The organism is Microbacterium sp. AG157 (assembly GCF_003385695.1).
Classification (GTDB): Bacteria; Actinomycetota; Actinomycetes; order Actinomycetales; family Microbacteriaceae; genus Microbacterium; species Microbacterium testaceum.
In genome coordinates, this window is sequence record NZ_QRDK01000004.1 from 492,147 (window position 1) to 506,897 (window position 14,751).

A 14,751-nucleotide genomic window follows, 5' to 3' on the forward strand; every position below is an offset into this window, starting at 1 on the left:
CCCATCGCAGGCACACGTTTGACTGAGATCATGCCCCGTATTCCTCTCGACGGTCAGCTCCTGCAGCGTTCTCGTTCCCCCGAGCCGGTCCGCATCGCTCCGCCCCGCGTCTGGGACGAACGTCTCGCCGCCGTGCTGCCGCGCACCGCGCGCCTGCTCTCGCTCTACGCCGACGCCACGTGGGCCGAAGGACCGGTGTGGTGGCCCGAGGAGCGCTCCGTGATCTTCAGCGACGTGATCGGCCGCCGCACCCTCGCGTGGCGCGAGGACGGGAGCATCGTCACGGTGCGTGACCGGTCGAACTTCGCCAACGGAAACGCCATCGACGCTCAGGGACGGCTCGTGCAGGCCGAGCACGGGCGCCGAGGTATCAGCCGCACCGACGAGAACGGCACTCGACTGCTGGTCGACGCCTTCGAGGGCGAACCGCTCAACTCGCCCAACGACCTGGTCGTGGCATCCGACGGCGGGATCTGGTTCACCGACCCCACCTACGGGATCTCGGATCCGCGCGAGGGGTACCCCGCCGACCCCGCGCTCCCCCACCAGAGCGTCTACCGCTGGCGCGACGGCGACGGGCTCCAGCGCATGATCGACCTCGACCAACCCAACGGCCTCGCCTTCAGCCGCGATGAGAAGACGCTGTACGTGGCCGAGTCGAACGCCGAGCGGCTGCCCCGCATCGTCGCCTGCGGCTGGGACGGTGAGACGCTCGGCGCCCCGCGCACCTTCGCGACGGTGGATGCCGGCATCCCCGACGGCTTCGTCGTCGACAGCCGCGACTGGCTCTGGATCTCGAGTGAGGCGGGCGTCGTCATCGTCGACGAGACGGGAGCGCGCCTGGGCGTCATCCCCACCCCACACGTCGTGAGCAACTGCACGTTCGACGCCGACGAGAAGCGCCTGTTCATCACGGGCGACAGCGACCTGTGGATGGTGGAACTCTCGTGACCGACGTCGAGATGGCGCACATTCCGGCCGGACGCGTGTTGCGCGGAGACCTGCAGGGTGCGGAGCGACGAGAGATCGTCGTCGACGCCTTCGAGATCGGTGTCTACCCGATCACCGAGGAGCAGCTGGCCGAGCTGCTCGGCATCCCGTCGCGCTTTCCCCGGCGACCGGCGACGCAGGTGAGCTGGCTGCGGGCGATCCGGCTCTGCAACGCGCTCAGCGAGTGGGAGGGACTCGATCCCGTCTACTCGTTCGACGGGGAGGTCGTCACGCGGGATTTCGACTCCGACGGCTTCCGCCTGCCCACCGAAGACGAGTGGGAGTACGCCTGCCGCGCGGGATCGACAGCGTCGGCCTACGGACCCGTGCGCGAGGTGGCGTGGACGGCCGCGGACGGCCTGCGATTTCCCGCCGAGGTCGGAGGACGGATGCCGAACCTGCACGGACTCTTCGACACTCTCGGAAACGTGTGGGAGTGGTGCGCCGACCTGTACGACCCCGAAGGGGAGAGCGATGCACGAGTGTTCCGCGGTGGCGGGTGGTCGGACATGCCGGCGCAGGTGCGGGCGACGGCCCGGCGCGGCGGGCGTCAGCGCGATGCCTTCGATGACGTCGGGCTGCGGGTGGCGCGGGGGCTGTGACGCGCGCTGGCGCCGGGTCGCAGGCGCGGCCGGGTCAGTCGTCGGCGGTGATCGACTCGGTCAGCGAATCGAGGAACGCGACGATCGTGTCGAGCTCGCCGTCGTCGAAGCGATCAGCCACCTCGCGCATGGCGCCCAGGTGCACGCCGAAGTGCTGGAAGAACTCGCGCCGAGACTTGTCCGTCAGCACGACGACGCGCGCGCGACCGTCGGAGGGGTGGGGCAGACGCTCCAGGTGGCCCGAGGCGACGAGGCGATCGATGAGCTTGGTGGTCGACGCGGTCGAGATGCGCAGGTGGGTCGCCACGTCATGCGGGCTGACCGTCTGGCCCCGGTGTTCGCGGATGGTGAGCATGCGCAGCGTCGCGAGGTCGCTGGCATTCATGTCCATCTCGCCCTTCATGCCGGAATGCATGCGGTCGAGGGCGTCGCTGAGGGTCTGAACGGCGCGTAATGTGTGGGTCACGGCGGGCCTCGTACCAGAGGTCGACACGGCTTTCGTCACGGTGGACACCCCCTTTCGGCGTCGGTATAGTCAAGGCTACATCGCTAGCTAAACTAGCAAACGGGAGGCACGATGAGCGAGACCGAACATGTCGTCCTCCTGGACGACTTCGGAAACGAGATCGGCACGGCGCCCAAGGCTACCGTGCACGACAGAGATACCCCTTTGCACCTGGCTTTCTCCTGCCACGTCGTGAACACCGAGGGTGACGTTCTCGTCACCCGTCGCGCCCTTCACAAGAAGACCTGGCCCGGAGTCTGGACCAACTCATTCTGCGGTCACCCCGGTCCCGCCGAGCCCGCGCTGTCGGCGGTCCACCGGCGCGCCCAGTTCGAGGTGGGTCTCACGATCCGCGACCTCGAGCTGGCCCTCCCGAACTTCCGGTACCGCGCCGTGGACGCGAGCGGGATCGTCGAGCACGAGATCTGCCCCGTGTACGTCGCCCGCGCCGACGTCGACCCCGAACCGAACCCCGACGAGGTCGCCGAGTACCGCTGGGTCGACCCGCGCGAACTCGCCGCTTCTCTCGAGTCCACACCCTGGGCGTTCAGCCCGTGGCTCGTGCTGCAGGCGCAGCAGCTGCACCTGTTCCAGGCCCCCCGAGAAGTGAGGCGCGCCTCGTGATCAGCCTCGACTCCTCCCCCGTCGCGCGCCAGGGCATCGACCGCGAGATCGACGGAGCGCTCTCTCGCCTCCAGCGCCGCGCCACCAACCTCGGCGACGGCGCCCGGTACCTGGCATCCGCCATCCGCCGCGCGACCGAGGGCGGCAAGCGCTTCCGCCCCCTGCTCGTGGTGTCGGCCTTCGACACGCTCGGCGGCGACGACGACCACCGCATCGGCGTGTACCAGGTGGCCGCGGCCTTCGAGCTGCTGCACACCGCCTTCGTCATTCACGACGACGTGATCGATCACGACACCGAGCGCCGCGGCCTGCCCAATGTGGCGGGCGAGTTCCGCGACCGGGCGGCGAAGAAGGGCGCGGATGCCGCGGGCTCGGCCCTGCTCGGAGACGCCGCCGCGATCCTCGCCGGTGACCTCCTGTTGCATGAGGCCGGACGCATGATCGCGCTGGCACAGCTCCCCGACCACATGCGTCACGCGCTGCTCGAGATGCTCGACGACGCCGTCCTGATCTCGGCCATGGGCGAACTGTCCGACGTCGAGCACTCCGTCTCGTCCGGCGAAGTCGACGCGGAGGCGATCCTGCGCACCACGCGCGATAAGACCGCCGCATATTCGTTCTCGGCCCCGCTGCAGGCCGGGGCCGTCATGGCCGGAGCGCCTACCCCCTCGGTCTACGCGCTCGAGCGCTTCGGCCAGAAGCTGGGTCTTGCCTATCAGCTCGTCGACGATCTGATCGGCGCGTTCGGTTCGTCGTCGCTTTCGGGGAAAGAAGAGGGCTGCGACCTGCGCGAGGCGAAGAAGACGCACCTCATCTCTCTTGCGCGCCAGTCGCCCTACTGGCCCGAGGTCAGCGAGGCTCTCGCCCAGGCCCACACCGGTCCGATCGCCGTGCGCGCCGCTCAAGACGCCCTTGCGCTGTCCGGTGCCCGCGCCGACCTCGAGTGCCTCATCTTCGACACCCTCGAAGACACGCTCGGCATCATCGAGGCGTCGACCCTGCCCGACGCCTGCCGGAACATGCTCCGCGGTCTCGTGCGCGCCGTTCAGGAGCGCATTCCGTGAGTCATGCGCCCACGGGCCTCGAACTGTACTCACGAACGGCGGACGACGCCGCCGCCGCCGTGATCAACCGCTACTCCACCTCGTTCGGGATCGCGGCGCGGCTGCTCGGGCCTCGTCCCCGCCCGCACGTGCGCAACATCTACGCCCTCGTCCGCGTCGCCGACGAGATCGTCGACGGACCCGCGCACGACGCCGGACTCAGCCCCGAGCGCGAGCGCGCGGTGCTCGACGGCCTCGAGAACGAGGTTCGGGATGCCATCGCCACCGGATTCAGCGCCAACCTCGTCGTGCACGCGTTCGCGCGGACGGCGCGGGAGTGTGGCATCACCGACGAACTGATCGCCCCGTTCTTCGCATCGATGCGCACCGACCTCGACACCGCCGCGCACGACGACCTGTCGCACGACGCCTACGTCTACGGTTCGGCCGAGGTCGTCGGGCTCATGTGCCTCCAGGTGTTCCTCAACGCCGGTATGTCGGCCCCCGCGAAGCCCGCCGCCGATCTGGTCGACGGCGCCCGACGCCTGGGCGCGGCCTTCCAAGACGTCAACTTCCTCCGCGACCTGGCCGACGACGCCGACCGTCTCGGCCGCGACTACCTCGACGGCGCGGCCGACGACGAACGGCGTATCGCGGTGCTCGACCGGATCGACGCCGACCTCGCCGCCGCGGCATCCGTCATCCCCCACCTGCCGCCCGACTGCCGCGCCGCCGTCACGACGGCCCACGACCTGTTCGCCGAGCTGTCTCGACGCCTTCGCTCCTCCCCCGCCGGCGCCCCGCGCGTCCGCGTCCCCGACGGTGTCAAAGCCACCCTCGCCGCCCGCGCCCTCCTGGGCCGCCCCCCGAAAGGTTCACGCCCATGAGCGCCCAGCGCATCGTCGTCGTCGGAGGCGGGATCGCCGGTCTCGGTACCGCCGCCCTGCTGGCCGACCGCGGACACGACGTCCACCTGTTCGAGGCGCGCGACGCCCTCGGCGGCCGCGCGGGCTCGTGGGAGAAGGACGGCTTCCGTTTCGACACCGGGCCCAGCTGGTACCTCATGCCCGAGGTGTTCGACCACTTCTTCCGCCTGCTCGGAACGAGCGCCGACGAGCAGCTCGATCTCGTCCGCCTCGACCCGGCCTACCGTGTGTACGGCCCTCCTGGAAAGGGCGAGCCGATCGACATCGTCTCGGGCCGCGAGGCCGTGCGGGCGTTGTTCGAGGAGCACGAGCCCGGATCGGGTGCCAACCTCGAGGCGTACCTCGACTCGGCGAAGGACGCCTACGAACTGTCGACGTCGAAGTTCCTCTACGACCCCTACTCGTCGACCAAGGGCCTGCGCGACCCCGCGCTCGTCAAGCGCCTCCCCACCCTCATCCCGCTGCTGACGCGCACGCTGTGGAAGCGCGTCACCACGGACTTCACAAACACGCGGCTGCAGCAGATCCTCGCCTACCCCGCGGTGTTCCTCGGCGGGTCGCCCTTCGAGGTGCCGAGCCTGTACCACCTGATGAGCCACCTCGACCTGGGTGACGGTGTGCTGTACCCCAAGGGCGGCATGACCGAGATCATCACGGCCATCGAGAAGCTCGCGCGCGAACGCGGCGTGACGATCGAGACCTCGGCCCCCGTCGAGGCGATCATCACCGAGTCGGGCACGGCGCGCGGCGTGCGCCTCGCCGACGGGCGCGTGATCGCCGCGGATGCCGTGGTCTCGGGCGCCGACCTGCACCACACCGAGAACGACCTCCTCGAGGCGAAGGACCGCCAGTATCCCGAGAAGTGGTGGAAGGACAAGGTGCCGAGCCCCGGCGCCCTGCTGCTGCTGCTCGGGGTGAAGGGAGAGCTGCCGCAGCTCACCCACCACACGCTGCTGTTCACCGACGACTGGCACACGAACTTCGACGCGATCTTCGGCGAGAACAAGCGCATCCCCGACCCCGCGTCGATCTACATCTGCCGCCCCAGTGCCTCGGACGACTCCGTCGCGCCGGAGGGGCACGAGAACCTGTTCGTCCTCGTCCCCGTGCCCGCCGACCCCGACAGTGGGCGCGGAGGCGTCTCGGGCGCCGGCGACGAGCGCATCGAGAAGGCCGCGGACCGTGTCATCGCGCAGATCGGCGAGTGGACCGGCATCCCGGATCTGGCCGACCGGATCGTCGTGCGCAAGACGATCGCGCCCGAAGACTTCAAGGAAGACCTGCACGCCTGGCACGGCAACTCGCTGGGACTCGCGCACACGCTGAACCAGAGCGCGATCTTCCGCCCCAAGAACCGCTCCCGCAAGGTCGACAACCTGTACTACGCGGGCACCTCGGTGCTGCCGGGTATCGGTCTGCCGATGTGCCTCATCTCGGCCGAGCTCGTGGTCAAACGTCTGACGGGCGACACCACGGCCGGTCCCCTGGCGGAACCCGCGCGCGCGGCGGTCTGACGTGCCCGGGATCTACCTGGGCGCGATCGTCTTCTCGCTGGTCGGCATGATGCTGATCGATTGGAAGTACTCGCTCGCGCTGCGGGTCGCTCCATGGCGCACCGCTCTCGCCGTGCTGGTGGGGACGGTGTTCTTCCTCGCGTGGGATCTCGTCGGGATCGTGACGGGCGTGTTCGTGAAGGGCGAGAGCCCGCTGTTCGTCGGCATCGTGCTCGCGCCCCACCTGCCGCTGGAAGAAGTGTTCTTCCTCCTGTTTCTGAGCTACCTGACGGTCGTCATGTTCGCGGTGTTCGAACGGCGGGCGGCGGCTCGGCGCTCCGGCGCCGCAGCGGTCGAGAGGCGGCTCGAGTGACCTACCCGCTCATCGTGCTGCCGTTCGTCGTGGTGACCGTCATCGTCACCCTCGCGACGGTGAAGCGGCCGCGGTTCCGAGAGCGCATGGCATCCTCGGGCCTCACCGCCCTCGTGCTGGTGGGCCTCACCCTCGTGTTCGACAACCTCATGATCGCCGTCGACCTGTTCTCGTACCCTCAGGAGCACCTGAGCGGCCTCAAGATCGGTCTGGCACCGATCGAAGACTTCGCCTACCCCCTGTGCGCGGCGTTCCTGCTGCCGGCGCTCTCCACGCTCTTCGCTCCCCTCCCCTCGAAGGACACCGCATGACCGCCCCCGCCGCCCTCACCCCCGGCCGCGTGCTGAGGGAGCTGTTCGTGTCGTCGCGACCGGTCAGCTGGATCAACACCGCGTTTCCCTTCGCCGCCGCCTACCTGCTGACCACCCGGACGATCGATGCGCCGCTGATCATCGGCATCCTGTTCTTCCTCGTGCCGTACAACCTCGCGATGTACGGCGTGAACGACGTGTTCGACTACGAGTCCGACCTCCGGAACCCTCGCAAGGGCGGCACGCACGGCGCCGTGCTCGATAAACGGATGCACACGATCACGCTGTGGGCCTCGGCGCTGACCTGCCTGCCGTTCGTCGTGTACCTCGTGGTGATCGGGTCGCCGCTGTCGTGGCTCGTGCTGGCGCTGAGCCTGTTCTTCGTCGTGTTCTACTCGGCGCCGCCGCTGCGACTCAAGGAGCGGCCGTTCGCCGACTCGATGACGAGCAGCATCCACTTCTTCTCTCCCGCCGTGTACGGGCTCGTACTGGCCGGGGCGGTGTGGACGCCGCAGCTCGTGTTCGTGCTGGTGGCCTTCGCGCTGTGGGGCGTCGCCTCGCACGCTTTCGGTGCCGTGCAGGACGTCGAGGCCGACCGTGCCGCCGACATCTCGTCGATCGCGACCGCCCGCGGGGCCCGTTGGACCGTGCGCTTCGCCCTCGTCGCGTACGCCCTCGCCGGGGTGGCCATGCTGTTCACCGCGTGGCCCGGACCGCTGGCCGCCGCACTGGTGGTGCCGTATCTCGTCGTCTGCTGGCCGTATCGCAACGTCACGGACGCCGACAGCGACCGCGCAACCGCCGGTTGGAACCGCTTCCTGTGGCTGAATCAGATCGCCGGCTTCGGCACGACGATGCTGCTGATTTGGTGGTGGTTCCTGACCGCGTGAGCGGGGGCGCGTGAGCGGGGGCGCGTGAGCGGGGGCGGCGGGGCGGTGTGGTGTGCGCGAGGGCGGTGCGGTCCGCACGGCGGGCGGGCGCCGGCATCCGGTGTTCCCCCGTTGAGTGTCCAAAACACCCGGACGAATTTCGAAACCGTCCGGGTGTTTTGGACACTCAACAGCGATCACGCGGGGTGCGCGGTGGCACGGTGCACGGTGCACGGTGCGGGCGGGATGCCGGCACCCCGCCGACGAGTGTCCAAGACACGCCGGATGCGGGGCGAGGCATGCGGCGTGTCTTGGACAGTAACCGAGGCGGTACCCGGAGGACTCCCGGGCGGCGGGATTCGCACGGCGGGCGGGCGCCGGCATCCGGTGTTCCCCCGTTGAGTGTCCAAAACACCCGGACGAAATCTGAAACAGTCCGGGTGTTTTGGACACTCAACAGCGATCACGCGGGGTGCGCGACGGCACGGTCGTGGGCACGGCGCGGGACCGGATGCCAGCACCCCGGCGTTGAGTATCCAAGACACGCCGGATGCGGGGCGAGGCATACGGCGTGTTTGGACACTCAACGGAGCGACGACTGCGGGACCCGCGCCCCGCGCGCGGCCTGCGCGAAACGACGACGAGGGGTCGGTCAGCCGGCGGGCGTGGCCGAGGGGGCGGGGGTCGGCGAGGTGGTCGCCGTACCGCCCTGGCCCTGCGACTCGAGGTCGAGCAGGCGTTGGACGGCCGCGGTAAGACGGGCGTCCTGCGTGGCGAACCCGGCGAGGTCACCGCTCGTGAGGGCGGCCTGTCGTGCGGTCAACGCATCGCGTGCCTCCTGCAGCGCCGCGGCGTAGTCGCCGGTCGGCGCCGGGGTGCCCGACGATCCGCCCGTGCCGCTGTTCTGATCGGTCGGGGTGACGGTCTCGTCTCCGGTATTGGCTCCGGAATCACCGCCGAACAGGGTGTCGAGCGCTTCACTCAGCGTGTTCTCGAACGCGATCTTGTTGCCGAAGGCCACGAGCACACGTCGGAGCTGCGGGAGCTTGGTGTCACCCGACGACTGCACGTACACGGGCTGCACGTACAGCAGACCGCCACCCACCGGGAGGGTCAGCAGGTTGCCGTTGAGCACCTGCGACTGCCCCTGTTTCAGGATGTTGATCTGCGACGACACGTTCGTATCGGAGTCGAAGGTGTTCTGCACCTGGCCGGGGCCGGGAACCGTGGTCGACGCGTCAATCACGAGCATGCGGAGCTTGCCGTAGTCGTCGCGTTTGACGCCTTGCTGACCACCCGCGTCGGAGTCGACGGCGAGATAGCCCGTCAGAACGTTTCTGGCCTGACCGCCCTGAGATGCCGGGATGAAGCTCGTGAACATCGAGTACGTCGGGTCTTGCTGACTCGGCATCTTCATCGTCAGGTAGTAGGGCGGCTGGAAGGTCGCCGGGTCCTGCGGGTCGTTCGGCGTGGTCCACCGGTTGTCCTGACGGTAGAACGACGTCGCATCGTCGACGTGGTAGACGCCAAGCATCGAGCGCTGAACCTTCATCAGGTCGGTCGGGTAGCGCACGTGGCTCATCAGGTCGGCCGACATCTCGGACCACGGCTTGACCGTCGACGGGTAGATGTTCTGCCACGCCTGGAGCAGCGGGTCCTGGTCGTCCCACGCGTAGAGCGTCACCGAGCCGTCGTAGGCGTCGACCGTGGCCTTGACCGAGTTGCGGATGTAGTTGATGTCATCCAGCGCGTAGGTCGGGGCCGGGTTGTTCGAGTCGGCGATCGCGCGCGAGAGCGAGACGCCGGACGAGTACGGGTAGTTCGCGCTCGTCGTGTAGCCATCGATGACCCACTTGATGCGTCCGTCGACGACCGTGGGGTACGGGTCGCTGTCGAGCGTCAGGTACGGTGCGACCTTCTGCACGCGGTCTTTGGGGTTGCGGTCATAGAGGATCTGCGAGTCGGCGTTGACGCTGTCGGAGAACAGGATCTGCTCGGACTGGAACTTCAGCGCGTAGATGAGGCGATTGAACACGTTGCCGACGCTCGGTCCGCCGTTGCCGGTGAAGGTCGTGCGGGTCTCGGTGCCGCCGTCCGCACCCAGCGGGTAGTCGAGCTCGATCGGATCGGTGCTCTCGGGCGCGCCGACGATCGAGTACTGCGGCGAGCTCTCGCCGAAGTACACGCGCGGCTCGTACTTCAGATCGGTGAGGAAGCCCGTGCCCGGGATCGCCTGCTCGAGGAAGACCGGGTCGCCGTCGGCAGTGCGCTCGTTACCGGCGGCGGCGACCATGCCGTAGCCGTGGGTGTAGACGAGAGTCGTGTTCTGCCACGAGGCCGCGTCGCCGAGCTGACCGATGTTGAGCTCGCGCAGCGACACCACCGTGTCTTGCGTCTGGCCGTTGATCGTGTAGCGGTCGACGTCGAGGGGGGTTTTGAACTGGTAGTAGGCGCGGTACTGCTCGAGCTGACGCACGGTCGGGCCGATGATCGCGGGGTCCATGATGCGCAGCTGAGCGGTGGACTCGGCGTCGTTGCGCAGCTGGCCCGCCTGCGCGGTCGTCGTCGCCTGGAAGTTCTCTTTCTCGATGTTGTCGAGGCCGTAGGCGGCCTTCGTCCCGTCGAGGTTGCGCTGGTAGTACTGGCTCTCGAGGGCGAGTTCGTTCGGGCGCACCTGGAAAGTGGTCACGGCCCACGGGATGGCCGCTCCGACGACGATCGCCGAGACGACGAGCAGCGCGGTACCGATCAGCGGGTAGCGCCAGCGGCCGAGGAACGCGGTGACGAAGAACGCGAGCGCGACGATGACGGCCGCGATCGCGAGGATCGTCTGGCCGGGGATGACGGCGTTGGTGCCGACGTAGCCGGGGCCGGTGATGCGCTCCGACGGCTCGACGAGCGTCCGGAAACGGTCGAGCCACAGGCTCGCACCCTGCAGGAGCAGGTAGAGACCGGCGAGGATCGCGAGCTGGATGCGCGCGGCCTTCGAGATGCGCAGCTCTCGCTGCCCCACCCGCACCGAGCCGTAGAGGTACGAGACCACACCGGTGAGCAGAAGGCACACCAGCACCACCGCGGACGCGAACCCGAGGGCGGCCGCGTAGAACGGCATCCCGAACAGGTAGAAACCGGTGTCGAGACCGAACTGGGGGTCGGTGGTGGAGGTGGAGACGCCGTTGAACCACAGCCACGTGGTCTCCCACTGGGCGGAGGCCGCGAAGCCGGCGAAGAAGCCGAAGAAGATCGGAATGCCCCACATCGCGAGGCGCCGCAGCGGCTCGACGACCTCCTGGTAGCGGTCGAGCTGCGAGCTCAGACGCGCGTACACCGGACGAAGCCGGTAAGCGAGCTGGATGACGCCCCACACGGGCACCGCCATCGCGAGGAAGCCCACCACGAACATCACGCTGCGGCCGATCCACTGGGTGGTCAGCACGGTGGTGAAGCCCAGCTGGTCGAACCACAGCCAGTCGGAGTACAGGTTCGCGAAGACGAAGAACGCCACGACGAGCGCCGCGATCACCGCCAGAGTGATCGAGATGATCCGTCGAGAGCGGTTAGCGGGCGTGGCCTGATTCGGCGCCGAGGTCGTGGTCACCCGTCCATCCTAGGCGCGCCCTGCCGGGGGTTCGCCGTGAAAGGACGATCACGAAGTACACGTCGGCAGGGCGTCGAGATCGCCCCCGTCGCGGATGGTCTCGAGCACGGTGAGCGACTGCTTCAGCGTGGAGGTCGAGAACACCCGGATGCCGTCGGGAACGTGTCCCACGACCTCGTTGCAGTTCGCCTCGGGGGCGAGGAACCAGGTGGCCCCGGCATCCCGCGCTCCGTAGAGCTTCTGACGGATGCCGCCGATCGGGCCCACGTTTCCGTCGGCGTCGATCGTGCCGGTGCCGGCGATGTGCTGACCCCCGGTGAGGTCGCCGGGCGACATCTTGTCGATGATCCCGAGCGCGAACATCATGCCGGCACTGGGACCGCCGACATCGTTGAGCTGGATCTTCACATCGACGGGGAGGTCGAACGTCATCATCAGCCCCACGCCCAGCAGGTACTGCGCCTGGCCGTCCACCTCGGTCTGCCGGGGAGTGATCTGGACCGAGGATGCCGTGCCGTCGCGCTCGTAACCGACGGTGACCGCCCGACCGGCGGCCTTCTGCACCGCGGCGCGGACGTCGTCGATGCTCGAGACGGCGGTCCCGTCGACCGAGGTGAGGACGTCGTTCTGCTGCAGCTTGTCTTTCGCGGCTCCGGAATCGTCGATCGTGCCGACCGCGATCTGCTGAGGAACGTCGTAACCGAGCTCCCGGAGGGCAGCCGCACTCGCCTCGAGCTGCGAGTCGGTCATGAGGGCGGCGTTCTCGGTGTTGCGCTGCTCGGTGCTCTGCCCCGCGGGGAAGATGCGGTCGATCGGCACGACCGCCCGAGAGCGGTCGAACCAGGCCGAGGCGAGCTCGATCCACGAGGGGGTGTGCTCGCGGTTACCGCTGACCTGCACGGTGAGCAGGTCGAGCTGACCGGTGCTCGTGGAGTCCTTCTCGTCACCCTCGGGGACCGAGATGAGCGGGACCTGCTGGCCGTCTGCGGAGGCCGTGGTGCCGAGCGTGTTGTACACCGGGCCCGGCTGCTGGATGACGTAGGCCGAGGGCAGGAACGTCATGACGAACAGCACGATCACCGCGACCGTGAGGGACCAGACACCTACGACGGTGCCGCGCCGCCACCGCTGGCGCGGGGCGGGCACGACGGAGACGTTCTCATCGAACAGGGTCACGGTCTCAATCCTTTGCCGGGTCGTTCGCGCGCGGCGTAAGCGGCGCGATGCCGAGCCGACTGATGCGGGGAAGCGTGCGACTAGCGTAGAACCCGTTCCCCCAGACCTGGCTGAAAGGCGGCTCACGTGGCAGACGACAACCCCGGCGGCGACCGGAGCCCCGAGGACGAGTTCCAGGAACTCATGCGCCGTCTCATGTCGGGAGATGTCAGTGGCATCGACCCCGAGCAGCTCTCACGACTGTCGGGCATGCAGATCGACCCCGCGATGCTGCAGGCCGTCATGAACCAGCTGCAGGGCGCCTTCGCCGGCACCCAGGAGGGCGTGGACTGGAGCCTGGCCGAGCGCCAGGCCCTGCACATCGCCAACCAGGACGGTCTCGGCGTGACCACCGGTCAGCGCACCGACCTCGACCAGGCCTTCACCCTCGCGGCTCTGTGGTTGGGCGAGGCGACGTCGATCAGCGACCTGCCGCGCCCTCCGCGTGCCGTCACCCGCGGTGCCTGGGTGAGCGCGACCCTCCCCATCTGGCAGGAGCTCGCCGAACCCGTCGCCACGAGCATCGCCGACGCACTGACCGCGGCCCTCGGCCAGCAGGCCCCCGACGACATGCAGGACATGATCGCCGGAGCCGGTCGCCTGATGCGCACCGTCGGCGGTTCGCTCTTCGCCACCCAGCTCGGCCAGGTCGTCGGTCGACTGTCCACCGAAGTCGTGGGTGGCGGGGATGTCGGCATCCCGGTCATGCCCGACGGCGACGCGGCGATCCTGCCGCAGAACTTCGCCGACTTCGGTCGCGACCTCGAGATCCCCGACGATCAGCTGGCCCTGTACCTGGCCACGCGCGAGCTGGCGCACGCCCGCCTGTTCCGCCACGCGCGATGGCTGCGCCTGCACGTCATCTCGCAGGTGCGCGACTTCGCGCACGGCATCCGCGTCGACACCGACGCCCTCGAAGACCTCGCCTCGCGCTTCGACCCTTCGCAGCCCGAAGAACTGCGCGGCGCGCTCGAGAGCGGCGCCCTGCTGCCCGAGCGCTCCGAGGAGCAGACCGCGGCGCTGACGCGCCTCGAGAACCTGCTCGCGACGATCGAGGGCTGGGTCGACGTGGTGACCGAGGACGCCACCTCGCGCCTCCCCTCGGCCGCGCGCATCGCCGAGGCGGTCCGCCGCCGCCGCGCCGTCGGCGGCCCCGCCGAGCAGGCGCTCGGCTCGCTCGTGGGCCTCGAGCTGCGTCCTCGACGCATGCGCGAGGCCGCCGCGATGTGGCGCGCGGTCACCGACGCCGTGGGCGTCGACGGTCGCGACGGCCTCTGGGACTACCCCGACCTCATGCCGTCGTCGGAGGACATCGACGATCCCGCGGCGCTGATCGCCCGGCTGACCGCCGCCTCGCGCGGAGAAGCGGCACCGTCGGACGCGATGGACGACGCCCTCGCGCAACTGCTGGCCGAGGAGGCCGACGGCGGACGGCGCGACGGTGGTGCGGAGAGCGCGAGCCCGGATGCCGGAGCCCCGGACGACGGCTTGGATGGCGGCTCGCGCGGTCGGGCGGATGGGCCGCGCGACGGCGACGATGACGCAGCGGCGCCGGGAGATCAGCGGCCGGTGTGAGGCTTTCGGCGGACTGCGGCGCATTGTGTGGTCACGCCTGTGTGGGGTGACGCCCGCGGCGTGGTGACTCCCGTGTCGTGGTGACGCCCGCGGGGAGGATGAGGCTCCTCCCCACGGGCGTTTCTCTGTTTTCGCCCTGGGGACAGCGGCCCCTGCGATCTTGCGCGACGCGATGATCGGGCGATGATCCGTCTCGACTCTGCCGCTCCCCCACTCTGGCGTCCCGACGGGAGCGTGCAGTTCGGCGCCCCCGCGGTGGCCGTCTCGCCCTTCACCGGTTCATGGGTCGACGTCGTCGTCGCCGCGCTCGCGGAGGGCACGAACCCCACCGCGGTACGGGGCCTCGCCCGTGTGCACGGGGCCGAGGACGGAGAGGCCGACGAACTGCTCGCGGCAGTGGCCCCGGCGTTGGCGCGCAGGGCCCGGCATCCGCCCCTCGCTCTTCAAGTCGACGACGACCTGCCCCCGCGCGCGGCTCGCGCCGTGCTGGCGGCATTGCCTCCGCGCACCCGGGTCCTTCCCTGGGCGGGCGCGGCCACCGAAAGCGTCGCCCCGGGCACGCGAGTGGTCCTGCTGGCCGCGCACCGCGTCGATCCGCGACGGGCAGCGCCGCTCGTCCGCGATGAC

Annotated in this window: 13 protein-coding genes; 10 read left to right on the plus strand and 3 right to left on the minus strand. The window is 69.3% G+C overall.

Translation table 11 applies throughout. The features are described from left to right. Window positions 1-30: 30 nt before the first annotated feature. Window positions 31-951 carry an SMP-30/gluconolactonase/LRE family protein gene (locus DEU35_RS15220; protein WP_116239995.1) on the plus strand — a complete coding sequence of 307 codons (921 nt, stop codon included), beginning with the start codon at window positions 31-33 and terminating at the stop codon, window positions 949-951. Then, on the plus strand, window positions 948-1,592 hold the full coding sequence (locus DEU35_RS15225; RefSeq protein ID WP_116239996.1) for an SUMF1/EgtB/PvdO family nonheme iron enzyme: 645 nt from the start codon (window positions 948-950) through the stop codon (window positions 1,590-1,592). Before DEU35_RS15220 ends, DEU35_RS15225 begins: the two co-directional genes overlap by 4 nt. A 34-nt stretch (window positions 1,593-1,626) precedes the next feature. Here the strand turns inward: DEU35_RS15225 and DEU35_RS15230 are convergent, their stop codons facing one another. Then, window positions 1,627-2,058 (minus strand): MarR family transcriptional regulator, encoded by a 432-nt coding sequence (locus DEU35_RS15230; RefSeq protein WP_309545572.1) that lies wholly within the window; start codon window positions 2,056-2,058, stop codon window positions 1,627-1,629. Between the two features lie 111 nt (window positions 2,059-2,169). Between DEU35_RS15230 and idi the strand changes: the two genes are divergently transcribed. Genes idi through DEU35_RS15265 form a run of 7 tightly spaced genes read left to right on the plus strand, consistent with a single transcriptional unit; the run spans window position 2,170 to window position 7,757 of the window. Next, the gene (idi, locus tag DEU35_RS15235; RefSeq protein ID WP_103208671.1) at window positions 2,170-2,721 is read left to right on the plus strand and encodes an isopentenyl-diphosphate Delta-isomerase; all 552 of its coding nucleotides are present in this window, start codon (window positions 2,170-2,172) and stop codon (window positions 2,719-2,721) included. Continuing rightward, complete coding sequence (locus DEU35_RS15240; protein ID WP_116239997.1) at window positions 2,718-3,785, plus strand: polyprenyl synthetase family protein; 1,068 nt, start codon at window positions 2,718-2,720, stop codon at window positions 3,783-3,785. Before idi ends, DEU35_RS15240 begins: the two co-directional genes overlap by 4 nt. Continuing rightward, window positions 3,782-4,651 (plus strand): squalene/phytoene synthase family protein, encoded by an 870-nt coding sequence (locus DEU35_RS15245; RefSeq protein ID WP_103208667.1) that lies wholly within the window; start codon window positions 3,782-3,784, stop codon window positions 4,649-4,651. The genes DEU35_RS15240 and DEU35_RS15245 overlap by 4 nt, the downstream gene beginning before the upstream one ends. Further along, the gene (crtI, locus tag DEU35_RS15250) at window positions 4,648-6,204 is read left to right on the plus strand and encodes a phytoene desaturase family protein (protein WP_116239998.1); all 1,557 of its coding nucleotides are present in this window, start codon (window positions 4,648-4,650) and stop codon (window positions 6,202-6,204) included. Before DEU35_RS15245 ends, crtI begins: the two co-directional genes overlap by 4 nt. 1 nt (window position 6,205) lies before the next feature. Beyond that, a complete protein-coding gene (locus DEU35_RS15255) occupies window positions 6,206-6,556 on the plus strand; it encodes a lycopene cyclase domain-containing protein (protein WP_116239999.1) in 351 nt (116 codons plus the stop codon). Continuing rightward, a complete protein-coding gene (locus tag DEU35_RS15260; protein ID WP_103208659.1) occupies window positions 6,553-6,867 on the plus strand; it encodes a lycopene cyclase domain-containing protein in 315 nt (104 codons plus the stop codon). The genes DEU35_RS15255 and DEU35_RS15260 overlap by 4 nt, the downstream gene beginning before the upstream one ends. Further along, complete coding sequence (locus tag DEU35_RS15265) at window positions 6,864-7,757, plus strand: prenyltransferase (RefSeq protein WP_116240000.1); 894 nt, start codon at window positions 6,864-6,866, stop codon at window positions 7,755-7,757. The genes DEU35_RS15260 and DEU35_RS15265 overlap by 4 nt, the downstream gene beginning before the upstream one ends. A 631-nt stretch (window positions 7,758-8,388) precedes the next feature. Here DEU35_RS15265 and DEU35_RS15270 read toward each other — a convergent pair. Then, the gene (locus tag DEU35_RS15270) at window positions 8,389-11,334 is read right to left on the minus strand and encodes a UPF0182 family protein (protein WP_103210875.1); all 2,946 of its coding nucleotides are present in this window, start codon (window positions 11,332-11,334) and stop codon (window positions 8,389-8,391) included. Window positions 11,335-11,382: 48 nt separating this feature from the next. Next, a complete protein-coding gene (locus tag DEU35_RS15275) occupies window positions 11,383-12,510 on the minus strand; it encodes a PDZ domain-containing protein (protein ID WP_116240001.1) in 1,128 nt (375 codons plus the stop codon). Between the two features lie 126 nt (window positions 12,511-12,636). On the opposite strand from DEU35_RS15275, the gene DEU35_RS15280 reads away from it, so the two are divergent. Continuing rightward, entirely contained in the window at window positions 12,637-14,124 is a 1,488-nt protein-coding gene (locus DEU35_RS15280) for a zinc-dependent metalloprotease (protein WP_396652089.1), read from the plus strand. The last annotated feature ends 627 nt before the right edge of the window (window positions 14,125-14,751 follow it).